We start from the raw sequence: 24459 nt of genomic DNA on the forward strand, positions 1-24459 counted from the left end.
AGGAGGTCATTCTGGCGGCCGAAGCCCGGGAATGTGACAACGTTGCCGCATTGTGTCCCAGTCGATCACCGGACCAAGTGGACAGTCTTCGCAGCCGGGACGAACGTCGCCGTCTGACCGCGGGTGAGGGCGACCTTGTCGGCTTCGAGGCCGTCGCCGAACGCGACCAGGCGGTCGGATTCGACCTCGACGGTCAGCGGCGACGACGTCAGATCCCCTTCCGTGCACGTGGTTCCGGTCGTCGGCGACGGCCACGCCTCCCGCACGAACCAGACCAGCCGGGCCTCGCCGGGCGCGGGCAGCCGGAGTCCGCTCCCGCGCTCGCGCCACACCGATCCGCACCAGCCGGTCGCGCCGGTGCCCGTCCCGACCAGGATCCCCGACGACGCCTGCCTTTCCGCCGGCCCGCCACCGACCCCCAGCCGGTAGCGGGCCGTCTGGTGCCCGGCGTGGCCCAGGTAGATCTCGTTGAGCGCCAGCAGCCGCTGGCCGTCGTCCGCGGTGAGCTCGGCCATCGTCCGGTGCTCGACGTCGCCGGTGGACCGCACCAGGTCCGCGACGGCGGCGGGCGGGTGCTTGACGAGGACGCCGGGCGCGCCGGGCGTCACGCCGATCACCGGTTGGCCATCGAGGTACTTGGCGACGTTGGCGATCAGCCCGTCCTGGCCGACCACGACGACGACGTCCTCCGGGGTGAACAGGAACCGGTCGAGGTCCGCCCGTTCGACCTCGCCGCGGCGCCAGTCGAGCGGGATCGCCGCCGACGCCGTGGCGAGCGCCGCGCGCACGGCGGCGTCCGCCTCGGTCACCTCGGCCAGGTCACGGCCGCGCGTGCGCAGGAAGAACTCCGCCTGCCCGCGCGTGCCGTGCCGGGCGAGCAGTTCGGCCAGCTCGGTGCGCCGGTGCACCAGCACGACGCGCGGGGCGAGGCTCACGACCGCACGCCCAGCTTCGTCAGCAAGGGCGTGAGCAGATCCGGCGTGAGGACCAGGCTGTCGATCTGGGGCAGGTTGCCGGCCAGCTCTTTCAGCGCCAGCCCGGTCAGCACGCCCTCGGGCAGGTCGCGGTAGGCCGCGAGCCGCGCGGCTTCACCGGCCGCTTCCGCTTCGCCCAGCGCCCGCTTGCCTTCGGCTTCCACGAGCGTCAGCCGTTCCTTGCGCGACGCCTGCGCCTCGGTCTCGATCCGGCTCGCCGCCGCGGCCTCTTCGGCCTGCCGCCGGGCGTTCGCGCCGCGCTGGGTGACCAGCTGCTCTTCACGGCGGGCCAGCTCGATCTGGTTCTGCAGCTCGTTTTCCCCGATCGCGCGTTCGCGTTCGACGGCCAGCGCGCGCCGCTCGAAGGTCGCCCGGTCGGCCTCCTGCTGCACCTTCTCCCGCGCGGTCGTCTGCAGCGCCTTCTCGACCTCCGGCTCGGCCCGGATGGCGACGACGCGGACGTCGAGCACGGCCGAGCCGGTCTGCGCGAGCCGCGTGTCCTCCTCGGCGAGCCCGGCGCGGATCCGGTCGCGGACCGCCCGGACGCCGTCGACGAGCGCGGACTCCAGGGGAGTGCGGGTCAGGACTTCGACGGCGTACTGCTGGACGTTCTCGGTGAGCAGCCCGCTGATCTGGGCGAGGGGGTCGCTTCTCCAGCGCCCGGTGTCCGGGTCGATCGAAAAGTCGATCCGCTGCGCGGCCAGTGCCGGGTCCTGGATCCGGAAGGTCAGCGCGAGCTGCACGGTGACGTCCTGGTAGTCGGCCGTGCGGGCGTGGAACAGCAGCGGCAGCTCGCGGTCGTCGACCGGGACCTCCGAGACGACCGCGGTGAGCGGCCGGTACCAGAACGACAGCCCCACGCCGTCGTGCGCGAGCTTGCCGCGGCGGTAGTGGCGGATGTGCACGGTGGGTGCGCCGCGCAGGTGCCGGAACCCGAAACGGCGGTCGATGTCGGCCATGAGCCCTCCTCTTATCGTCGGGGTGACGATATGCGGACGACGCCCTAATCGTCAAGCTGACGATTAACGGGTAGGGTGGTGGCATGGGTCACCCGCCGTTCGCCGTCACCGTCGACCTCGTCGTGCTCACCCTGACCGGGGAGGAGCTGTGCGCCCTGGTCGTGCGCCGGGGAATCGAGCCTTACCGGGGGGAGTGGGCGCTGCCCGGCGGGTTCGTCCGGGAAGACGAGGACCTCTCGGACGCGGCGCGGCGAGAACTGGCGGAGGAGACGGGACTGGCACCCGGGACCGTCCACATCGAACAGCTCGCCGCCTACGGCGCGCCGGACCGGGACCCGCGGATGCGGGTGGTGACGGTCGCCTACCTGGCGCTGGCCCCGGACCTGCCGGTGCCGCGCGCGGGCACGGACGCGGCGGACGCCCGCTGGATCCCGGTGCGATCCCGCGAGCACCTGGCCTTCGACCATGACCGGATCCTCGCCGACGGCCTCGAGCGGGCCCGCGCGAAACTCGAGTATTCGCCGCTGGCGACGGCGTTCTGCGCGCCGGAGTTCACCGTCGCGGAGCTGCGGCGGGTGTACGAGCTGGTCTGGGACACGCGGCTGGACCCGCGGAACTTCCACCGCAAGGTGACCGGCGCCGAGGGACTGCTGGAGCCCACCGGTCGCACGACCACCCGGGACGGCGGCCGCCCCGCCCAGCTGTACCGGCGGGGCAAGGCGGAACTGCTCTACCCGCCGATGTTGCGAAGCTGACCGAAGTCCCCGGCTCGCGGGCCGGGCGAACACGCCGGCTCGCCGGGTAAGCGTGGCTCGCCGGGCGGGCACGTCGGCCCGGAACGCCGGCTCGCCACGTTCGCCGGGTGGGCACGGTTCGCCGGCCCAGCGCGGCTCACCGGCTCGGCTCAGCCGGTCGGCAGCGGCGGGTTCCACCGGCGCGGTTCAGGCCGTGGAGGGGCCCCGATTCGCAAGGCCGGACCCTTGGGGGGCTCGTCCCGGTTCAAGCGGCTCGGGCGGGCACCAGCCGCCGCGCGGCCGTGACCAGCGGCAGCAGCCGCGTGCCGAAGTTGCGGGCCGCGAGCCCTCCCCGCGTCGCCGGGATCAGCAGGGCCGCGGCCGTGGAGACGTTGCGCTGCTTCGGTTCCACCAGCTTCCGGTGTGCGCTCTCGTACCGGCGGAACGCCGACGCCGCGTCACCCGGTGTCCGGCCCAGCTCCTCGGCGAGGGTGTACGCGCCCGCCATGGCGAGCGTCGAGCCGTCGCCGAACAGGGACACGCACGACGCCGCGTCGCCCGCCAACGCAATGCGGCCCGTCGACCACGAGTCCATCCGCACCCGGCTCACCGAGTCCAGGTACAGGTCGTCCGCGTCACGCACGCGCTCCAGCAGCTCCGGCACGCGCCAGCCGGCGCCGTCGTAGGCATCGGCCAGCATGCGCTTGTGCAGTGCGGAGTCGCGGTAGTCGAATCCGGGCACGGCGTCGCCGCGGAACATGAACGCCGCGATGCCGTTGCCGCGCGCCGGGTGCACGGCGACCGCGCGGCCGGGCGAGTTGTACATCACCAGCTCCGTGCGGTCGGCCGGCGGCTCGGCCAGCGGCAGCGTCGCGATGTACACGCCCATGTGCTCGACGAACGCGTGTTCCGGCCCGAACGTCAGCCGTCGCACGGCCGAGTGCAGGCCGTCCGCGCCGATCACCAGGTCGAAGCGCCGCGGAGCGCCCCGCTCGAACGTGACGTCGACGCCGCCGTCGTCCTGGTGGAGCTCGGTGATCGAGTCGTGGAAGACGAACTCGGTGTCCGCGCGGGCGGCTCGGTGCAGGATCGCGGCGAGGTCGGTGCGGGGCAGCTCGATGCCGCCGTCACCGCCCATCGCGACGCGCCCGGTGCGCCGGCCCGCGTCGTCGACGAACTTCAGCGACGTCACGGAGGTGCTCGCTTCGCGCAGCTCGGCGGTGATGCCCATCCGATCGGCGACGTGCGCGGCCGGCCCGCGGACGTCGACCGGGCTGCCGCTCGAACGCAGCCCGGCGGCGCGCTCGACCACGGTCGGCCGGAAGCCCGCGCGGGCCAGCCAGTACGCCAGCGTCGGCCCGGCGACGCCCGCGCCGGAGATCAGTACGGTCTGCTCGGTCATGGTGTACCCCCATCAAGGTCCTGACCATCGGTCAGTACCGACCGTACGCTCCTGTCCAACGGTCAGGCAAGCGGTTAGGCTCGGGAGATGACCGACGACACCCGCGCCCGGATCCTGCGCGCCGCGCTCGAGGAGTTCTCCGAGCGCGGCTTCCACGCGACGTCGGTCCGGGAGCTGGCCGAGCGCGTCGGAGTCACCAAAACCGCGGTGCTGTACCACTTCCCGGGCAAGGCGGACATCGTGACGGCGCTGGCCGAACCGCTCCTGGACGACCTCGAAACGGCCATGACCAAGGCTGCGGACGCCGCCGACTCGCGCGCGGCGGCGATCGAAGGCCTCCTCGACGTGTGGCTCGGTCACCGCTACCTGCTGCGGATGAACCTCCGCGACCTCGGGCTGACCGCGTCGAAGACGGTGTTCGAGCGCTTCCGCGACGGCATGCTGAAGGCGAACCACCTGGTGGCGGGCGCGGACGCGGACCTGGCCGGCCGGGTTCGCGCGGCCCAGGCGATCGCGATGCTCAGCGACCCGGTGGTGCTGTTCGCCGACGAGCCGGTGGACGAGCTGCGCGCCGCGGTCCTCGACGGCGTCGACCGGCTGTTCGCCACCGCGGATCCCGAGGTCAGGCCGCGCTCCCGACGTGGCAGGCCGACGGTGATGAGCCCGGAGACGATCGAGGCGGCCCGCCGCCTCTACGACGCGGGCCACGCCCCGGCCGACATCGCGACCGCGCTGGGCGTCTCCCGGGCGACGATCTACCGGCACCTCCCCGGCGTCGAATAATGAGACGCATTAATGAGACTTACTGAGACTCTGCGGTGACCTCGATGGTCGGCAGAGCGGACAGCTGTGCCGACGTCATCCGCGAAGCCGCTTCGAAGACCTTCGCTTGGTGCTCCTTGATGCGCTCGTCCACGAGGCGGCTCAGCTCGAAGGCCAGCCGGCCGGTCTGGCGGACCGTGACGTCGTCCACCAGCGGTCGCACGGCCGAGGTGATGACGATGCCCTCGGCCGCTCCGGCCTCGGATTGTGAGACGCCCACCGCGTAGGTCTCGCGCGGGTTGACCGATCCGTCGATCAAGAAGTCCCGGATCCGGCCGAGCAGCGCGTGCCACTCGGCGATCTCCCCCGGCACCTCCGTGGCCTTGACGTCCTCGACGGTCAGGCCCATGCCCCGGTCGCCGGTGCGGAAACAACGCGCGTACGAGTTGAGCGCCGACACCCACAGCGCTTCGACGAGCACCGCGTCCACCCGCGGGTGGGCCAGCTCCGCCACCAGCCGTTCGCAGCACTTGAGCGTGAACTGGAGGTCGTCGAAGATCGCGACGAGGTCCACCAGGCCCAGCGCGCCGGGGGTCGCCAGCTGCCGGGCGCTCGAAGGGGTCTTCGTCGATGGGGTCATCCGGGATGCTCCTGTCCTGCGGCCGTGTGGACCTCCACGACACCGCATCCGGGGGCCTCAGGAGGTCTCAATTTGCGACACCACCTGCCACAGGCCGCAGCGAAAGGGTGAAAGACGTCTTCTGCGGCACCAGCCGGTACTGCGGCAGCACGCCGGGCCCGCAGGCCGCCGTCCCCAGCCCGTGCTGGGCCGCGTCCAGCGTCAGGTGCACCAGCGAACCGGACTCCAGCTCGTCCGTGTGCCGCGCCGCCTCCAGGGCCGCCGCCGTCCAGCGGCGGGCCGTGAAGTCGAATGTCGGGTCGCCGTCGACGCGGAGGCCCGTGCCATCGGGGTCCGTCAGGGCGGCCCAGCGCACCGCCGTGCGGTTGCCGTTCTCCTGGGGGAAGACGTACGGCGTCTGCAGGCCGTCGACGCTGCTCGAGAACCGCCCGATCCGCACCGCCTGGCAGCTGTCCGGGTACGCCTCGCCGGGGCCGCCGCCGAACCACTCCGCCGAGCCGAACGTGCCCGGGACGGCCATCGCCAGGCCGAGCCGGGGGAGCGTGCCGGGGAACTCGCCGTCGGGGGTGACGTCCACGCGCAGCCGCAGGCCGCCGTCGAAGGCCGTCCATGTGTAGTCCGCTAACAGGCCGAACGGCTGGGCCGGCGGCGCGACGCGGGTGCGTACGACAAGCTCGTCCCCGTCGGCGTCGACGGTGATCACGCGGTGCTGCATCCGGTGCAACCCCGCTTCGAGCCATTGCGAAGCCTCGGACCGCCCGGGCGACGAGCCGCGGTCGTTGTCGGTGGTCGCGCGCCAGACGTCGAGCCGTGGGCCGAGGACCGCGTGTCCGCCGAGCGACGTCAGCGTGCCCGTCACGGCGTCGAACTCGCCGGTACCGAGAATGAGCTGCCCGGACGTGCGGAACACCGGCCCGCGCGTCGGCGGCAACGGGCGGGAAGGCGCCGCCGACACCGATAGCTGTCCCCAGCCGACCACGTGCCCGGCGGGCGCCCACGGGGCCGGGGAGATCAGCGACGCCGAAACGGTCAACCACGATTCGCCGCTGGTGGGCGGCAACGACGGCAGTGGCACCGACGCGCTCTGTCCGGCGTGGACGGCCGGGACGTCGAGGACACCGTGGGCGACGGCGGTTCCCTCGTCCTCGAGCACCCACGTGAACCTCAGGTGCCCGGTGTCGACGAAGTCGTAGTGGTTCTCGATCCGCACACCGGACGGGTCGGCGGAGATCCGGACGGGCTCGATGATCTTCGCGAACTCCGTCAGCCCCGGCGACGGCGTCCGGTCCGGGAAGAGCAGCCCGTCGATGACGAAGTTGCCGTCGTGGATCGTTTCGCCGAAGTCGCCGCCGTAGGCGTAATGGCCCGGAACGGCCAGGCCGTGGTCGATCCACTCCCAGATGAACCCGCCCTGGCAGTTCGGGTACCGCTCGAACAGCTCGCGGTACTCCAGCAGCCCGCCCGGCCCGTTGCCCATCGCGTGCGCGTACTCGCAGAGCACGAACGGCAGGTCCCGGCGTCGTTCGTTCGTGTCCTCCCGGAGGCCGATCCGCTCCACTTCGGACGGCGTCGCGTACATGCGACTGTGGACGTCCACATAGGAGCAGTCGTGGTCGCCCTCGTAGTGCACCGGCCGCGTCGGGTCGCGGTGGCGCACCCACTCCGCCATCCGCGCGAGGTTGTCCCCGGTGTGGCTCTCGTTGCCCAGCGACCAGAGGATCACGCTGGGCCGGTTCTTGTCCCGCTCGACCGTGCGCCGCATCCGGTCCAGGTAGGCGTCCGTCCACATCGGCTCGGAGCTCGGGCTGCGGTCCCAGCCGAGCGGTCCGAAGCCGTGGGTCTCCAGGTCGCACTCGTCGACCACCCACAGGCCGTACTCGTCGCACAGCTCGAGGAACGCCGGGTCCGGCGGGTAGTGGCTGGTCCGGACGGCGTTGACGTTGTGCCGCTTCATGAGCAGGACGTCGGCCAGCGCGGTTTCCCGCGAGAGGACGCGTCCGGTGTGCGGGTCGTGCTCGTGCCGGTTCACCCCGCGCAGCAGCAGGCGCCGCCCGTTGACCTTGAGCTGACCGTCCTCGATGGACACGGTCCGGAAGCCGATCCGCACCGGCACCCGTTCGGCCACAGTGGACAGCGTCCCGTCGTACAAGCGCGGCGTCTCGGCGCTCCACGGCTCGACCGGCAGCTCCAGCGCGTCCCCGGCCGGATGCCCGGCGACGCCCAGCGACGGGATGTCCAGCACGACGTCCGCGCCGGTCTCGACCCGGACCGTGCCCAGCCCGGTCGTGTGGTCGTAGTCCGCGCGGAGCCAGTAGTCGCCGATGCCGCCGGACGGCCGCGCCAGCAGTGTCACCGCCCGGAAGATCCCGGACAGCCACCACATGTCCTGGTCCTCGAGGTAGCTGCCCGCCGACCACTGGTGCACGCGGACCACGAGGACGTTGTCTCGCGGCTTCAGCAGCGGCCCGACCTCGAACTCCGACGGCAGCCGGCTGCCCTTCGTCACGCCGAGTTCCGTGCCGTTGAGCCAGATCCGGCCGCACGAGTCGATCCCGTCGAAGCGCAGCAACGCCGACCCGGACGGCCAGCCGCCGGGCAGGTCGAACCGCAGCCGATGGTCGCCGGTCGGGTTCTCCGACGGCACGTGCGGCGGGTCGACCGGGAACGGGTAGTGCACGTTCGTGTAGGCGGGCTCGCCGTGGCCGTGCAGCTGCCACAGCGACGGCACCGGCAGCTCGTCCCACCCGGAGTCGTCGGCTTCGAGCGGGTCCGGGGCGGCCGCGAGGCTCGGCGAGAGCCGGAACCGCCAGGTGCCGTTCAGCGACAGCGACGGGGCGTCGGAGATGAAGGCCGCGCGCGGGGGCACCGATCCGTGGCCGGGGCTCGGGTCTTCGACGTACGACATGGAGTCCTCTCAGCCCTTGAGGGCACCGGCGGCGATGTTGCGGACGAAGTGGCGGCCCCCGAAGGCGAAGACGACGAGCAGCGGCACGATCGCCACGAGCGTGCCCGCCATGACGACGCTGTAGTCCTTGACGTACAGGCCGTTCAGTTGCGAGAGCGCGACCTGGAGCGTCACGTGGTTCGAGTCGATCAGCACGACCAGCGGCCAGAGGTAGTCGTTCCAGGCGTTGACGAACGTGAAGATGCCGAGGAACGCCAGCGCCGGGCGCAGTACCGGCAGGGCAATGGACAGATAGGTGCGGAAGAAGCCGCAGCCGTCGATCCGGGCGGCTTCGAGGAGTTCGTCCGGGATCGCGGTCTGCGCGTACTGCCGCATCCAGAAGATGCCGAACGCGTTCGCCGCGGCCGGCACGATCAGCGCCTTGAGGTCGCCGACCCAGCCGAGGTGCGCCATGGTCGTGAACTGCGGGATCGCCGAGAGCTGCGTCGGGACGACGAATGTCGCGAGCACGATGCCGAACAGGAGCGAGCTGCCGGGGAACCGGTACTTGGCGAAGGTGAACGCGGCGAGGGAGTCGAAGAACAGCACCAGCAGCGTCGTCACGACCGCGACGAGCAGTGTGTTGAGCAGCGAGCCGAAGAAATCGATCTTCGCGAACACCTGGCCGATGTTGTGGAAGAACTCGCCGCCGAACGTCCACGTCGGCGGCGACGAGTAGATGTCCGCGGTCGTGTTGGACGCCATCACGACGAGCCAGTAGTACGGGAAGAGCGTGACCAGGGCCCCGATCGTCAACGCCGTGTAGGTGAGGACCCGGCCGGCTCGTGTCGTGGTCATCGGCCCGCCCTCAGGAAGCCGGGGCGCTGGACGATCCGCCAGTTCAGGATCGCGAACAGCACCACGACGACGAAGATGCCCCACGCGATCGCGGCGCCGTAGCCGAAGTCGCTGTTCACGAAGGCGTTGTTGTAGAAGTAGAGGACCATCGTCATGCCCGCCTCGTCGGGCCCGCCGCGGTTGCCGAGCAGGATCTGCGACTCGGTGAAGATCTGCAGCCCGCTGATCGCCGACATCACCACGGAGAACAGCAGGACCGGGCGCAGCAGCGGGAGCGTGATGCGGAAGAACGTCCGCACCGGTCCGGCGCCGTCGACGCGCGCGGCCTCGTACACGTCGGACGGCAGCGCCTGCAGGCCGGCCAGGAAGATGATCGCGTTGTAGCCGGCCCAGCGCCAGACGATCATGATCGAGATCGCGCCGCGGATCGCCCACGGGTCGGTCAGCCACGGCACCGGATCGATGCCGAGCAGGCCGAGGAACCAGTTGAGGATGCCGAACTCGCTGCTGAAGATCGAGCCGAAGACCAGTGACATCGCCACGATCGAGGTGACGTTCGGCAGGAAGTAGGCGATCCGGAACGCGCCCTTGAACCGGATCGACGAGTGCAGTCCGACCGCGATCAGCAGCGCCAGCACGGTCATCGGGACGGTCGACATGACCCAGATGACCAGCGTGTTGCCGATCGAGTCCCAGAACACCGGATCGGTCACCAGGAACTGGAAGTTGCCGAGACCGACGAACTTCACCGGCCCGACACCGTCCCAGCGCTGCAGCGCGAGATACAGCGAGTACAGGACGGGGTAGAGGCCGAAGACGGCGAAGAGGACGAAGAACGGTGAGATCGCGAGGTACTGGGGGAGGTACCGCCAGCGTTTCGAGCGCGGAGGAGTCTGGACACGCGTCGGCGCCTCGGGACGGGTGAGCGTCGCCATCAGAGCACCCCCTGCCGGGTCAGCAGCCGTTCGACGCTCCGGCGGGCGTCGTCCCACGCCTGGCCGGGATCCTTCCCGGCGAGTTCGACGTTGGTGAGCTCGTCGGTGTAGGTGTCGCTGATCGCGATGTCCCACGGGCTGAAGTACGCGGGCTCGACCTCACGGGCCGCCTTGCCGAGCACGGTCATCGTGGCCTGCCCGCCGAAGAACGGCTCGGGTTCCAGGAGCCGCGGGTCGGTGAACGCCGCCGGGCTGGTCGGGAAGAGGCCCGCTTCGAGGTAGGAGCGCGGCTGGTTCTCCGGGGAGAGCAGCCAGCGGACGACCTCGAACGCCTGGTCCGGTCGCGGGCAGTACTTCGTGATGGCCAGGAACGACCCGCCCTGGTTGCCGGCGCCGCCGGGGGCGCGGCAGACCCGCCACTTCCCGGCGGTGCCCGGCGCGGACTTCTTGAGCTCGCCGACGATCCACGACGCGTTGACGAAGCTCAGTTCCTTGCCGGAGTTCCAGGCGGCGTGCCGCTCGACGGAAGTGCCGGGGTCCTGCGAACCGGCGTAGCCCGCGGTCAGCCGGGACCGGAACGCGGTGAGCGCGCGGTCCCAGGCGCGGCGGACCTGCGGCGCGTCGCCGAGGTAGGTGTTGCCGCGCGTGAAGTACTTCTGCGGCTCCTGCGCCATAGAATACGTGTAGACGGTCTTCGTGTCGGTGATCAGGTGCCGGCCGGGCAGCTTCTCCTGCAGGCGGCGGCCGAAGTCGAAGTACGCGTCCCAGGTCGGCACGGCGGCGGCGACGTCGTCCGGTTCGCTGGGGAAGCCGGCCTGCGCGAACAGGTCGTGCCGGTAGTAGAGGGCGGCCGGGCCGATGTCGATCGGGAAGCCGAGCTGGAAGCCGTCCGGGCTGGTGCCGGCCTGCCACTTCCACGGCAGGTACCGGTCTTTCAGCGCGTCCGCGCCGAGGGACCGGAGATCGGTGAAGTGGGCGGTGTCGGCGAAGTAGGACGCGATGTCGTCGCCGAGCATCGTGATGTCCGGCAGGTACGCCTCGCCGGCGAGCGCGGCCAGCAGCCGCTGCTTGAGCTGGCCGCTGACTTGGGACGGGTACAGCTCGCGGAACCGCTTCTGAGCGTCGGCGACGACGGAGTCCGCGAGGCCGCCGCTGGTGTACCAGAGCGTGAGCTTGCCGGGGTTGGCAGTCGTCGGGCTGGTGCAGGAAGCGGCGCAGCCGAGCGCGGCCACGCCCAGCCCCGCCGCGGTCAGGAAGCTGCGTCGAGTCAGCGTCATCGAGGACCCTCCGAGCGCGTGCCGTGAACGCTCCCGTGAACGTTCACGGATTGCCGGAAGTGTGCTTCGCGACGGGCCGGGGTGTCAAGGGATCAGGCGGATTCGCGCAGGTGGAGCGCGGCGCGGACGATCAGCTCGGCCGGTTCGAGGGGTGCGGCACCGGTCACGAGCCGCGCCGCCTGGTCGACGGCCAGCGTGCCGAGCGCGCGGGTGTCGATGGCGACGCTGGAGAGCTCCGGGTCGACCAGGGTGCCCAGCGCCAGCCCGTCGAAGCCGATCACGGCGAGGTCGGCGGGCACGCGCAGGCCGAACCGGCGGGCTTCGCGCAGGGCGCCGATGGCGATGACGTCGTTGAAGGCGAACACGGCGGTGACGTCGGGGTGGGCGGCGAGCAGGGTGGCCAGCGCCGCGCCACCGCCGTCGACGGTCTGGGCGGCGCGCGCGATCCACCCGGGCGCGACGGCGATGCCGTGCTCGGCGGCGGCCCGGAGGAACCAGGTCTGCCGGATGCTGGGCTCGGGCCGGCGGTCGTGGTCGAGCATCCCGATCCGCCGGTGGCCGCGGTCGACGAGGTGGGCGACGGCCTCGCGGACGCCGTCCTCGCCGTCGATCGAGATGCCGCTGAACCGCGGGGTGCGGGGTTCGCGGCCGATCAGGACCACGGGGATGCCGGAGGTGAAGCGGTCGAGGTCCTCGTCGGACCGGCTGAAGTACCCGACCACGGCGTCGACCTGGGTGCCGATGACGCGGAGGATGGCGAGCTCCTGCTCGACGTCGTCGGCGGTGTCGTAGACGACGACGTGCCAGCCGCGGGCCCGGGCCGCCTGCAGCGCGCCGGAGGCGACCTCGGTGAAGAAGGGGTTGAGCAGGTCCGGCACGACGAGCCCGATGGTGTTGGTGTCCTGCCGGACCAGGCCGCGCGCGAACCGGCTCGGCCGGTACCCGAGCTCCCGCGCGGCGTCGAGGACGCGCTGCTTGGTGGAGCCGTCGATCTCGGCCTTGTCGTTCAGCGCGCGCGACACGGTCTGCCGCGAGACCCCGGCCGAGCGGGCGACGTCGTGGATCGTCACCCGCCGGGGTTCCGTGCTCGAGGACACCGCCCACCTCCTGGAGCACGAGTATGCCCGGCTGGGGCATCGGCGCTACCGGAGCGGGTGCCTCAGAAGATCGACCAGCCGGTCAACGTCGTGAAGCGGTCCAGCGCCGACACACCCGCGACCGAGTTCCCGCGCGCGTCCAGACCCGGGCTCCACACGCACACCGCGCACCGGCCCGGGACCACCGCGACGATCCCGCCGCCGACGCCGCTCTTGCCCGGCAGGCCGACCCGGTAGGCGAACTCGCCCGCCGCGTCGTAGGTGCCGCACGTCAGCATCACCGCGTTGATCCGCTTCGCCGCGCTCAGCTCCAACAGGCGGGAACCGTCGTTGCGGATGCCGTGGCGGGCCAGGAACAACGCCGACCGGGCGACGTCCGCGCAGCTCATCGCGATCGAGCACTGGCGGACGTACTGGTCGAGCACCGACGGCACCGGGTGGCGCATGTTGCCGTAGGAGGCCATGAAGTACGCGAGCGCGCGGTTGCGGTCGGCGTGGCCCGCTTCCGACGCGGCCACCTCGGGGTCGACGTCGATGTCCGGCCGGCCGGACTCCTCGCGCAGGAACGCCAGCAGCGCCTCGACCGCGTCGCCGTGGCGGGCCAGCTCGTCGGTCACCACCAGCGCACCCGCGTTGATGAACGGGTTGCGCGGGATGCCGTCCTCGTGTTCCAGCTGCACCAGCGAGTTGAACGGGTCGCCGGACGGCTCGCGCCCGACGCGGGTCCACACGCCGTCGCCGCGGGAGAGCACCAGTGCAAGGGTGAACACTTTGGACATGCTCTGCACCGAGAACGGCCGATCCCAGTCGCCGACGCCGTGCAGCCCACCGTCCACTTCGGCCACCGCCATGCCGAACCGGCGCGGCTCGATCCGGGCCAGGGCGGGGATGTAGTCCGCGACGGCGCCGCGGCCGACCTCGGGCGCGACGTCGTCGGCGATCCGGTCCAGCAGCGCCGCGAGGTCCACGGCCGTAGCCTAGAAGCTACGCCCGGCCGGACGCACGGCACCCCTGTCAAATCGAAACGGGGCGATACCAGCAAAAAGGCTCCGGTGATCTCCGGCACACCTTAAGTCTTCCTTAGTCCGCTTGGTGACCTGCCGCACACGGCTCTACCGTCCGGAAACCATGGATTCCTCGCTGCTCACCGAAAAAGGTGAAAGCTACTCAAAAGCACTGGGCAACCGCCAGGTGCAGATGATCGCCATCGGCGGCGCGATCGGCGTCGGGCTGTTCCTCGGCGCCGGCGGCAAGCTCCACCAGGTCGGCCCGTCGCTGGTCCTCTCCTACGCGATCTGCGGGGTGGCCGCCTATTTCGTGATGCGCGCGCTCGGCGAACTCGTCCTGCACGAGCCGAGCTCCGGCAGCTTTGTCACCTACGCGCGGAAGTTCATCGGCCCGTGGGCCGGCTTCGCTTCGGGGTGGATGTACTGGGTGAACTGGGCGATGACCGGGATCGCGGAGATCACCGCGGTCGCGATCTACGTCCACAAGTGGCTGCCGGACGTCCCCCAGTGGATCACCGCGCTGGTCGCCCTCGGCGTGCTGATCGCGGTGAACCTGCTGAGCGTCAAGCTGTTCGGCGAGCTGGAGTTCTGGTTCTCGGTGGTCAAGGTGACGGCCATCGTGGTCTTCCTGATCACCGCGCTCGGCCTGGTGTTCACCAGCGCCGACATCGGCGGCACGCCCGCCGGCGTGCACAACCTGACCGGCCACAGTGGATTCTTCCCGGCCGGCATCGGCATCGCCCTGATGACGCTGCAGGCGGTGATCTTCGCCTACTCGGCCATCGAGGTCGTCGGCATCGCGGCCGGCGAGACGAAGGACGCCCGCAAGGTGCTGCCGAAGGCGATCAACGGTGTCGTGTGGCGGATCGGCGTGTTCTACGTCGGCTCGGTGCTCATGCTGGCGATGCTGCTGCCGTGGCCGTTCTACAACGGCGACGAAAGCCCGTTCGTGACGGTGTTCAGCCGGCTCGGCATCCCGGGCATCGGCGACGTGATGAACGCGGTCGTGCTGACCGCGGCGCTCTCCAGCGTCAACTCCGGCCTGTACTCCACGGGCCGGATCCTGCGGTCGCTGGCCGAAAAGGGCGAGGCGCCGTCGTTCGTCAGCCGGATGAGCAGCCGCCACGTGCCCTACGGCGGCATCCTGTTCACCTCCGTCGCCTACCTGCTCGGAGTGGTGCTGAACTACCTGGTGCCCAAGGACGCGTTCGACATCGCGATCGCGATCGCCTCGCTCGGCGTGATCACCACCTGGGCGACGCTCGTGTTCTGCCAGATGCGCCTGCGCCAGGCCGCGCTGCGCGGCGAGGTGGAGCGGCCGTCGTACCGGATGCCGTGGGCGCCGTACTCGGGCTGGGCGACGCTGGGATTCCTGGCGCTGGTGGTCGTGCTGATGGGCTTCTCGGACGGTGCCGAGAAGGTCGCGTTCTACTCGATCCCGGTGCTGGCCGTCGTGCTGGCGGTGGGCTGGCGAGTGGTCTCGAAGCGGCGCGAACGCATCCCGGCCGAGTAGCGCCGCTTTCACGTGAAAGTCACCACCTGGGGCAGAGCTCTCACGTGAAAGTGCCGGGTGGGAAGGCCTCCCCGGGAGCAACCCCGAGCTCCCGGGGAGGTCTTTCGTTTCAGCGCAGGTAGTTGTAGACGCTGGCCCGCGAGATCCCGAGCAGGTCGGTCAGTGTCGGCACCGCGTTCTTCACCTCCAGGAACCCGCGCTCCTTCAACGTTCGCACCAGGTCCTTCTTCCCGACGGCCGGCAGGCTGCGCGGGGTGTGGCCGCGCTCGGTCGCGTAGTCCTCGACGAGCGCGCGCAGCTGGCCGGCCGTGCGGGCGCGCAGCGACTCGGTCAACGGGGCCGGCTCGTCGGCGCGGGCGAGCCGGGTCAGCGCGCGGGCGGCGGAGCCGAGCAGGGAGACGTCGAGGTTGAGGCACAGCGCCGCGACGTACTCGCCGCCCGAGTTGCGGAGGCCGATCGACGTGCTCTTCGCGGGGCGTCCGTCGGGAAAGCGGTTCGGGTAGTTCTGCAGCACGTCCGGAAACGCGGGGTCGGCGATCCGGGCCAGGCCCAGCTCGGTCGCCGGGTCGCCGACGGCGCGTCCGGACAGCCCGCCTTCGATCGCGCGGACGGCGTGGGCCGGGTCGCGCAGGTCGTGCAGCACGACCTCGCAGAGCCCGGGGAACATCCGGCCGACGGCCTGCGCGATCTTCGCGGCCTCGCGCAGGAGGAGCTCGTCCTCGGTCATCCGATCAGCTCCCGCAGCTTGTCGGGCGCCTTCAGGCCGGAGCCGGTGAGGACGACGACCGTGGTCTCGCCCGGCCGGATCGCGCCGCGCTCGCGGAAGACGTCGATCGCCGTGGCGGCGGTCGCGCTGGTCGGCTCCGCGTAGAGGCCGAGCGACGCCAGCCGGCGGGCGGCCGCGGCGATGGCGTCCTCCTCGATCGCCACGGTGTCGCCGCCCGACCGGCGGATCGCCGCGACGACCTCCGGGAGCCGGACCGGGTGCCGGATGGCCGTCCCCTCGGCGACGGTCGGGGCGAACTCCGGTGGCGGCCGGTCGTGGACGGCCGCGTCGATGGGGGAGCAGTTGCGCGGCTGGGCGACCAGCAGGCGCGGCCGGCGGGTGATCGACCCGGCGGCCAGGAGCTCGCCGAACCCGAGGTCGCAGCCCAGCACGATGCTGCCGGCGCCGGCCACCGTGACGACCGCGTCCGGCGCGCGGAAGCCCAGGTCCTCCCAGAGCTCGTAGGCCAGCGTCTTGGTGCCCTGCAGGAAGAAGGGGTGCCAGTTGTGGCTGGCGTAGGTCGTGCGGGACGAGCGGCGGATCGCCTCGGCGGCGGTGTCGTCGCGCGTGCCGGGCACGAGCTCGACGTCCGCGCCGTACGCGCGGGCCTGCAGGACCTTCGCCGGGGACGTCCCTTCGGGGGCCAGCACGGTCGCCGCGATCCCGGCGGCGGCGCTGTAGGCCGCGACCGACGAACCGCCGTTGCCGGAGCTGTCTTCCAGCAGTTCTTTCACCCCGGCGCCGGCCAGCGCCGAGATCATGACGCTGGACCCGCGGTCCTTGAAGCTGCCGGTCGGGCTGAACCACTCGAGCTTGAACCGCACGTCGCCGTCGCCCCAGGGCCGCGGGACCAGCGGCGTGCAGCCTTCGCCGAGCGAGACGGGGTGCAGGTCGCCGGGCAGGGCGGCCCGGTAGCGCCAGAGCGACCGGACGCCGGTGTCGACATCGCCGGGAGTGAGCCCGGCCAGCGGGGCGACCGACAGGGGCGCGCCGTCGTCGCCGCGCCACCGCAGCGGCTCACCGGGGTAGCGCGTCCCCGATCGTTCGTCGGCGTACCAGTACTCCACGACCACCTCCGCTGCTGGACAGATCGTCGAAGTCTAGACGGTGTGTGCATGGTTACCGACTGGTACGCGAAACGCTTTCAGCTTTCTCTAAGGAAAATCTGTCACCGAAGTGTGGAAAATCCCTGACGAAGATCGTCGCGGGAGACTGGAGGTACCGATGGTGTCCGGCCGAATACCCGCAGTCGTCCTGGTCGCGGCGGGTGTCGCCGCAGGCCGGGGTGTCCGGGGCTCGGAGCCGCCGGGGGCGTTTGAGCACGCGGAACCCGGGTCGCGAAGGAGTCCATAGTGGACTCGGGCGATCCCGGCGAGGGTAATCGCGCGAGTTCCGGTACGACTTTCGGCTGTGGGTAAAACTGCCGGGAAATAGTCACCGGACAATCGGGAATTCTGACGTTTCCGTGGTGCGGGCGGTCGGGGAGTCGTGGCCGGTTTTACGGTCACGACAGTTTGTGGTCGGCGGAAGAGAACGATTCGGACCACCGAACGGCGTGGTCCGGTGTGGTCAGTCGCACTGCGTCCACCGGGTGAGAAGGGTTGCCCCATCTGGGCGCGTGTGGCACGCGAGGCGCAGGTCCGGCCACTGTGGCCGGCCGTTGTCCACAGTACAACGGCAATCCGGCGCCCCTTCTCGGCGCGCGGAACGTGACCGCGACGTTAAATTCTTGCGTCCTCCGGCAGGTCGATCCCGAATTTTCTGAACCATCGCGACGAAATCATGGTGGGTTGTTGACGGAACCCGCCGGAACCCGCTTAAGTACACCCCGTTACCCATCACCCATTCGTGCGTAGCGGGAGTGCCCATGCGTGTCCCGAAAGCCGACTTGGTCGTCGCCGTGTCGCCCGTGCGGTGGCCGTCGGCGCGCGGGGTCGCGGCCGCCGCGCGCGGGGGCGGGCTCGGCGTGCTCGACCTGACCGGCGGAGCCGCCGCGGACGAGCTCGCGCTGCTGGGTGAATGGGGCGTCCCGGCCTTCGGCGTCCGGCTGGCCGGTCCGGTCCTCGATCTGCCCGAAGCCGCGACGACCGTTCTGCTGACCGAGGACTCTCCGTGTACCGCGGGAGACTTCCCCGGCCGCCGGGTGCTGGCGGAGGTGACCAGCCGGCCGTCGGCCGCTCGAGCCGTCGCCGGCGGTGCCCGCGGCCTGATCGCCCGCGGTCACGAATGCGGTGGCCGGACGGGGGAGCTGAGCACGTTCGTGCTGCTCCAGGCCCTGATCGCCGACGAAACCCTCGACGTCCCGGTGTGGGCCGCGGGCGGGATCGGCCCGCACACCGCGGCCGCCGCGATCGCGGGCGGCGCGGCGGGCGTGGTCGTCGACACCCAGCTCGCCCTGCTGCCGGAGGCCGAACTCCCGTCGGCGCTCACCCGTGCGCTCACCGGGCTGGACGGCTCCGAAACGACGGTCGTCGACGGCGTCCGCCGCCTCGCGCGGCACGGCTTCGAGCCGGTCGAAGCCGGCCAGGACGTCTTCCTCGCCACCCGTTTCCGCGACCGGTGGGGCACGGTGACCGCGGCCGTGCGCGGACTGGCCGACGCCGTCGGCGACGCCCTGCGCGTCGAGATCCCGGTGCTGGGACCCGGCAGCGCGGGCAGCCGCGCGCTCGGCACGACGCTGCCGATCGCGCAGGGACCGATGACCCGGGTCAGCGACCAGCCGGCGTTCGCCGCCGAGGTCGCCGCCGGCGGGGCGCTGCCGTTCATCGCGCTGGCCCTGTCCGGCCCGGAGCAGACCCGCGAGGTCCTCGAACGAACCCGTGAATCCGTCGGCGACGCACCTTGGGGCGTCGGCGTGCTCGGGTTCGCCGCCGAAGACGTCAAGGCGGCGCAGCTCGAGGTGATCCGCGAGCTGCGGCCGACGCACGCGATCATCGCCGGCGGCCGCCCCGCGCAGGCCGCGGCGCTGGAGGACGCCGGGATCGTCACCTTCCTTCACGTCCCGTCGCCGGGACTGCTCAAGCAGTTCCTCGAAGCCGGCGCCCGCAAGTTCGTCTTCGAGGGCTCGGAATGCGGCGGTCACGTCGGGCCGCGCACCAGTTTCCCGTTGTGGGAAGCGCAGCTCGGTGTTCTGGCCGACTTCCTCGCGGCCACGCCGGACGCGGCCGCGGACCTGCAACTGCTGTTCGCCGGCGGGATCCACGACGCGCGGTCGGCCGCGATGGTGGCCGCGCTCGCCGCGCCGGTCGCCGCGCGCGGGGCCGCGATCGGGGTGCTGATGGGCACCGCCTACCTCTTCACGCGCGAGGCCGTCGACGCCGGCGCCGTGCTCCCGCTGTTCCAGCAGCGGCTGCTGGACGCCGAACACACCGACCTCCTCGAAACCGCGCCGGGGCACGCCACCCGCTGCGTGCGCAGCCCGTTCACCACGGAGTACGCGGCGATCAAGGCTGAGCTCGCCGAGCGGGGCGTGCCGAGCCGCGACGCCTGGGAGCGGCTGGAACAGCTGAACGTCGGCCGGCTTCGCTTGGCCAGCAAGGGCATCGAGCGCGTCGGATCCGAACTGCGTGACGTCGGAGAGGACCGGCAGCTCGCCGAAGGCATGTTCATGGCGGGCGAGGTCGCCGTGCTGCGCTCGGCCGTCACCACGATCGCCGACCTGCACGCGGCGGTCGGTGAAGGCGCGAACGCGATCCTGCGCGAGCGGGCCGCCAGCTTCGGCATCGCGACACCGGAACCCCCGGCGCCCGAGCCGCTGGACATCGCGATCGTCGGGATGGCCTGCATGTTCCCGCAGGCACCGGACCTGGCCACGTTCTGGGCGAACGTCCTGGCCGGCGCCGACGCGGTCACCGAAGTCCCGCCGGAGCGCTGGGACACGTCTCTCTACTACGACCCAGCAGGCCAGGGGGAGCGGACGCCGTCGCGCTGGGGCGGGTTCCTGCCCGAGATCGGGTTCGACCCGCTGAAGTACGGCATCCCGCCGTCGTCGCTGGCCAGCATCGAACCGGTGCAGCTGCTGGCACTGGAGGCCGCGCACCGCGCGCTGGCCGACGCGGGCTACGCCGACCGCGCGTTCGACCGCGCCCGGACGTCCGTCGTGTTCGGTGCCGAGGCGGGCAGCGACCTGTCGAACGCGATGACCCTGCGCTCGACCCTGCCGTCCTATGTGGGCGAGCTTCCGTCCGAACTGGACGAACGGCTGCCGCGGATCACCGAGGACTCCTTCCCGGGTGTGCTGGCGAACGTCATCGCCGGCCGGATCGCCAACCGGCTCGACCTCGGCGGCGCGAACTACACGGTCGACGCCGCGTGCGCGTCGTCGCTGACCGCCGTCGACGTCGCCTGCAAGGAGCTGACCGCCGGCACCAGCGACCTCGTCCTGTGCGGCGGCGCGGACCTGCACAACGGCATCAACGACTATCTCCTGTTCGCCTCCGCGCACGCCCTCTCGCCGACCGGGCGCTCGGCCACGTTCGACAGCGCGGCCGACGGCATCGCGCTCGGCGAAGGCGTCGCCTGCGTCGCGCTGAAACGACTCGCCGACGCCGAACGCGACGGCGACCGCGTGTACGCCGTGATCAAGGGCGTCGGCGCGGCGTCCGACGGGCGGGCGCTCGGGCTCACCGCGCCCCGGCCGGAAGGCCAGCACACCGCGCTGACCCGCGCCTACCGCAACGCCGGCGTTTCGCCCGCTCGGGTGGGGCTGGTCGAGGCGCACGGCACCGGAACCGTCGTCGGCGACCGGACCGAGCTGGCCACGCTGACGAAGGTGTTCACCGAGGCCGGTGCCGCTCAGGGCAGCTGCACGATCGGCTCGGTGAAGTCCCAGATCGGGCACACCAAGTGCGCCGCGGGCCTGGCCGGGCTGATCAAGACGGCGATGGCGCTGCACACCGGCGTCAAACCGCCGACGCTGCACCTGTCGTCGCCGAACCCCGCTTGGGACGGCGAGACGAGCCCGTTCGTGTTCCAGTCGGCCGCGCAGCCGTGGGCCGCGCCGGCCGCCGAGCGGATCGCCGGGGTCAGCGCATTCGGCTTCGGCGGGACCAACTTCCACGTCGTGCTCGGCGCGCACGACAGCGTCCCGCCCGCTCTCTCCGCCGACGAGTGGCCCGCGGAGCTGTTCCTCTTCACCACGGACGCCGCGGTCCGCGACCTCGTCGTTTCGGCTTCGGAAGTCCCGGCCGGCCGGCAGCCGTGGCGGCTGCGGGACCTCGCGCTTTCGGCGTCGCTGCGCGCGCAGGGCCGGCCGGTCCGGCTGGCGGTGGTGGCGTCCACTGTGGACGAGTTGATCGAGTTGCTGCGGCAAGCACTCGCGGGTCAGGACGCTCCCGGGCTGTACCGCGCCGGTGACGACGAGCCCGGCGACGTCGCGGTGCTGTTCCCGGGCCAGGGCAGCCAGCGGCCGGGCATGTTCGCCGAGCTGTTCGTCGCCTTCCCCGAGCTGCAGCGGTACCTCCGCCTGGACCCGCCGACGGCCGATGTCGTGTTCGGCCCGGCGGTGTTCGGCGAGCCGGCGCGGCAGGCGCTGGCCGGCCGCGTCACCGACACCCGCGTCGCCCAGCCCGCGCTCGGTCTCGCCGGGCTGGCCGCGTTCCGGCTGCTGACCCGCGCGGGCGTGCGGCCGGCGATGGTCGGCGGGCACAGCTACGGCGAGCTGACGGCGCTGGCCGCGGCGGGCACTTTCACCCCCGAGGCGCTGCTGCACGCCAGCCACGCCCGGGCGGCGGCGATCCTCGACGCCATCCCCGCGGACGACCCGGGCGCGATGGCGGCGGTCGCGGCGTCGACGTCTCTGGTGGAGTCGGTCCTCACCTCGTCGGCGGTCGTGCTCGCCAACCACAACTCGCCCGAGCAGACGGTGATCTCCGGCCCGACCGCCGACGTCGAAGCCGCGGTCTCGCAGCTGCGGGCGGCGGGGCTCGGTGCCAAGCGGATTTCGGTCGCATGCGCGTTCCACAGCCCCCTGGTCGCCGCGGCGGGCTCGGCCTTCGGGCGCGCCCTGGAAGCGATCGGCGTGGTGCGACCCGCCGTCCCGGTGTACGGGAACCGGACCGCGGGTCCCTACCCGGTTTCACCGGACGCGATCCGCGGTGAGCTGGCCGCACAGGTGGGTTCGCCGGTCCGGTTCGTCGAGCAGGTCGAAGCGATGTACGCGGCCGGGGCGCGGGTGTTCGTCGAGGCCGGTCCGGGTGCGGTACTGACCAGGCAGGTCGGGGCGATCCTCGGTGACCGTCCGCACCGGATGGTCGGGTTCGAGCAGCCGGGCCGCCGCGGGCTCCCGGGTTTCCTCGGCGCGCTGGCGCAGCTGGCGGTGGCGGGGGTTCCGGTCGAGACGGGCTGGCTGTTCCGTGGCCGCGACGCGGTCGACGCGGCTTCCGTCCCGCGGCCGAAGCGTCCCGGGTGGACGGTGGACGGTCACCTGCTCCGCACCGCGGACGGCACGATCCCGGCGGGTGCCCTCCGGCCGGCTTCGCGCGTTTCGCTCGGCTTGCCCGCCGCGCCCGAGGCCGCGACTTCGGAGGCGATGGTCGCGGACTTCCTGCGGACGAGCCGGGAGATGATCGCTGCTCAACGTGACGTGTTGCTGGGCTTCCTCGGCAGCGAGGCGCCTCCGGTCGTGGTCGATGCCGAGCGCCCCAAGGCGGCCTTGGTTGCGTTGGACGCACCGAAGGGCCCCTTGGGTGCGTCCAACGCACCGAAGGCCACCTTGGGGCGCTCGGTGCTGGAGACGATCGTCGAGGTGATCGGGGAGCGGACCGGGTATCCGGTGGAGATGATCGAGCCGGACCTCGATCTCGAGGCCGACTTGAGTGTCGACTCGATCAAGCGGGCGGAGATCGCGGGCGAGCTGGCGTCCCGGCTCGGTCTGGTGGGCGGCGACGTGGAGGAGTTCGCCAAGGCCCGGACCGCGGCCGCGATCGCCGAGATGGTCGGTGCCCAGCGCCCCAATGTGGCGTTGGGTGCGCCTGACGCACCGAACGCCACATTGGGGCGCTCGGTTCTGGAGACCGTGGTCGAGGTCATCGGCACCCGGACCGGCTATCCCGTGGAGATGATCGAGCCGGACCTCGATCTCGAGGCCGACCTGAGCATCGACTCGATCAAGCGGGCGGAGATCGCAGGCGAGCTGACGATCCGTCTCGGCACGGGAGAAGTCGAGGAACTCGCCAAGGCCCGCACCGCGGCCGGCATCGCCGAGCTGCTGGGCACCGAGAAGCCCGCACCCGCGGTCGATGAGCCACCGGCCGCGGACCGGTCCGAGCCGCAGCCGGTGATCGTCGCGCCGAAGCGGTACCTCATGACCGAGGTCGACCTCGCCCCGGCCACCGCGCCCGGCATCGCCGGCCGCCGGTTCCTCGTCCTCGGCGCCGGCCCGCGAGCCGAAGCCGTCCGCACCGAACTCACCGCCCACGGCGCCGCGGCCGAGATCGGCGACGACGTCCAGCCCGGCTTCGACGGCTACCTCCACCTCCCCGACGGCGACTCCGTCCTCCCCACTGCTTTCCCCCAGTACCGGGCCGCGCTCGCGGAACACCCGCGGTGGCTGCTCACCGCCGGACCGGCCGAGGGCCTCCGCGGCTTCTACCGCAGCGTCTCCCGCGAGTACCCGGACACCCTCGCCCGGGTCGTCGAACACGCCGACGCCAAAACGCTTGTCGCCGAGCTGTCCACTGTGGACCGTGAACCCGTGGTGATCAGAAACGGAGCCGGGAGGCGCGGACTCGAACCCACCGAAACCGCCCTCGGCCTCCTCGGCAGCAGCGGCGCGGGCCCGGCGGGCGACGGCGCCGCCGAAGCGGCCGCCATCGGCCTGGACCGCGACTCCGTCGTCCTGCTCGTCGGCGGCGCCAAGGGCATCACCGCCCGGTTCGCCGGCACCCTCGCCGGGGCGGCCCGCTGCCGTGTCGAACTCCTCGGCCGGACGCCGGTGCCACCGGAAGAAGACGAGTATCCGCAGGCGAAGGACGCCAGAGAACTGCGCGCCGCCCTCATCGAGACCGGGCTGACGAGCCCCGCCGAGATCGAGAAGACGGTGCGGCGCATCGAGAGCGAACGCGAAGTCCGCAAGACCCTCCGGCAGCTCGAAGCCCTCGGCAGCCCGGTGCGCTACCAGTCCGTCGACATCCTCGACGCCGAAGCCGTGCACCGCGCCGTCAAGGAGATCCACGCCGAGTACGGCCGCCTCGACGGGATCGTCTACGCGGCCGGCGTGATCGAGGACAAGCTCGTCGCCGACAAGACGCCGGAGTCGTTCGCCCGCGTCTACACCACCAAAGTGGACGGGGCCAGGACGCTCCTGGAAGCGACCGCCGACCTGCCCGACGAGCCGAAGTTCGTGGTGCTGTTCGGCAGCATCGCCGCCGCGCTCGGCAACCGCGGCCAGGCGGACTACGCCGCCGCCAACGACGCCCTCGAAGCCCTCGGCCGGCGGTGGCCCGCCGGGCGCGCGGTGACCGTCCACTGGGGACCGTGGGCGCCTACCGGTGACCACGACGGCATGGTGACGCCCGGGCTGATGCGCGATTACGCCCGCCGCGGCATCGAGCTGATCGATCCCGAAGAAGGCACCCTCGGCCTGCTGCGCGAGCTGGCCTGGGGCCGTCCCGACGTCTCCGCCGTCGTCCACACCGCTTCAGGATGGTGAC

Annotated in this window: 16 protein-coding genes; 4 read left to right on the forward strand and 12 right to left on the reverse strand. The window is 71.8% G+C overall.

Going from position 1 to position 24459, the window contains the following annotated elements:
- Window positions 1-65: 65 nt before the first annotated feature.
- On the reverse strand, window positions 66-935 hold the full coding sequence (locus tag AB0M59_RS36560; RefSeq protein ID WP_364624579.1) for a hypothetical protein: 870 nt from the start codon (window positions 933-935) through the stop codon (window positions 66-68).
- On the reverse strand, window positions 932-1933 hold the full coding sequence (locus AB0M59_RS36565) for an SPFH domain-containing protein (protein WP_364624581.1): 1002 nt from the start codon (window positions 1931-1933) through the stop codon (window positions 932-934). The genes AB0M59_RS36560 and AB0M59_RS36565 overlap by 4 nt, the downstream gene beginning before the upstream one ends.
- A gap of 83 nt (window positions 1934-2016) precedes the next feature.
- Between AB0M59_RS36565 and AB0M59_RS36570 the strand changes: the two genes are divergently transcribed.
- On the forward strand, window positions 2017-2688 hold the full coding sequence (locus tag AB0M59_RS36570) for an NUDIX domain-containing protein (protein WP_364624583.1): 672 nt from the start codon (window positions 2017-2019) through the stop codon (window positions 2686-2688).
- A 244-nt stretch (window positions 2689-2932) separates the two neighbouring features.
- Here the strand turns inward: AB0M59_RS36570 and AB0M59_RS36575 are convergent, their stop codons facing one another.
- Complete coding sequence (locus AB0M59_RS36575) at window positions 2933-4069, reverse strand: FAD-dependent monooxygenase (RefSeq protein WP_364624585.1); 1137 nt, start codon at window positions 4067-4069, stop codon at window positions 2933-2935.
- Between the two features lie 87 nt (window positions 4070-4156).
- Here AB0M59_RS36575 and AB0M59_RS36580 point away from each other — a divergent pair, with 87 nt between their 5' ends.
- Window positions 4157-4852, forward strand: a complete 696-nt coding sequence (locus tag AB0M59_RS36580) for a TetR family transcriptional regulator (protein WP_364624587.1) — start codon at window positions 4157-4159, stop codon at window positions 4850-4852.
- Window positions 4853-4871: 19 nt separating this feature from the next.
- On the opposite strand, the gene AB0M59_RS36585 is transcribed toward AB0M59_RS36580, so the two are convergent.
- The 7 genes from AB0M59_RS36585 to AB0M59_RS36615 form a co-directional block, all read right to left on the reverse strand.
- Window positions 4872-5471 (reverse strand): hypothetical protein, encoded by a 600-nt coding sequence (locus tag AB0M59_RS36585; RefSeq protein WP_364624588.1) that lies wholly within the window; start codon window positions 5469-5471, stop codon window positions 4872-4874.
- A gap of 67 nt (window positions 5472-5538) precedes the next feature.
- The gene (locus AB0M59_RS36590; RefSeq protein WP_364624590.1) at window positions 5539-8376 is read right to left on the reverse strand and encodes a glycoside hydrolase family 2 TIM barrel-domain containing protein; all 2838 of its coding nucleotides are present in this window, start codon (window positions 8374-8376) and stop codon (window positions 5539-5541) included.
- 9 nt (window positions 8377-8385) lie between these two features.
- Complete coding sequence (locus AB0M59_RS36595) at window positions 8386-9213, reverse strand: carbohydrate ABC transporter permease (protein WP_364624592.1); 828 nt, start codon at window positions 9211-9213, stop codon at window positions 8386-8388.
- Entirely contained in the window at window positions 9210-10148 is a 939-nt protein-coding gene (locus tag AB0M59_RS36600) for a sugar ABC transporter permease (RefSeq protein ID WP_364624594.1), read from the reverse strand. The genes AB0M59_RS36595 and AB0M59_RS36600 overlap by 4 nt, the downstream gene beginning before the upstream one ends.
- Window positions 10148-11425: an extracellular solute-binding protein gene (locus AB0M59_RS36605; RefSeq protein ID WP_364624596.1), complete on the reverse strand. Its 1278-nt coding sequence runs from the start codon at window positions 11423-11425 to the stop codon at window positions 10148-10150. The genes AB0M59_RS36600 and AB0M59_RS36605 overlap by 1 nt, the downstream gene beginning before the upstream one ends.
- A gap of 92 nt (window positions 11426-11517) precedes the next feature.
- Window positions 11518-12522, reverse strand: a complete 1005-nt coding sequence (locus AB0M59_RS36610; RefSeq protein ID WP_364624598.1) for a LacI family DNA-binding transcriptional regulator — start codon at window positions 12520-12522, stop codon at window positions 11518-11520.
- Window positions 12523-12584: 62 nt separating this feature from the next.
- Window positions 12585-13490 (reverse strand): glutaminase, encoded by a 906-nt coding sequence (locus AB0M59_RS36615; RefSeq protein WP_364624600.1) that lies wholly within the window; start codon window positions 13488-13490, stop codon window positions 12585-12587.
- Between the two features lie 160 nt (window positions 13491-13650).
- Here AB0M59_RS36615 and AB0M59_RS36620 point away from each other — a divergent pair, with 160 nt between their 5' ends.
- Complete coding sequence (locus tag AB0M59_RS36620; RefSeq protein ID WP_364624602.1) at window positions 13651-15042, forward strand: amino acid permease; 1392 nt, start codon at window positions 13651-13653, stop codon at window positions 15040-15042.
- A 109-nt stretch (window positions 15043-15151) separates the two neighbouring features.
- Here the strand turns inward: AB0M59_RS36620 and AB0M59_RS36625 are convergent, their stop codons facing one another.
- A complete protein-coding gene (locus AB0M59_RS36625) occupies window positions 15152-15769 on the reverse strand; it encodes a PAS domain-containing protein (RefSeq protein ID WP_364624604.1) in 618 nt (205 codons plus the stop codon).
- A complete protein-coding gene (locus AB0M59_RS36630; protein WP_364624606.1) occupies window positions 15766-16875 on the reverse strand; it encodes a pyridoxal-phosphate dependent enzyme in 1110 nt (369 codons plus the stop codon). Before AB0M59_RS36630 ends, AB0M59_RS36625 begins: the two co-directional genes overlap by 4 nt.
- Window positions 16876-17675: 800 nt before the next feature.
- On the opposite strand from AB0M59_RS36630, the gene AB0M59_RS36635 reads away from it, so the two are divergent.
- A complete protein-coding gene (locus AB0M59_RS36635; RefSeq protein WP_364624608.1) occupies window positions 17676-24458 on the forward strand; it encodes an SDR family NAD(P)-dependent oxidoreductase in 6783 nt (2260 codons plus the stop codon).
- Window position 24459 lies beyond the last annotated feature (1 nt).

Source organism: Amycolatopsis sp. NPDC051371 (assembly GCF_040682155.1).
Taxonomy (GTDB): domain Bacteria; phylum Actinomycetota; class Actinomycetes; order Mycobacteriales; family Pseudonocardiaceae; genus Amycolatopsis.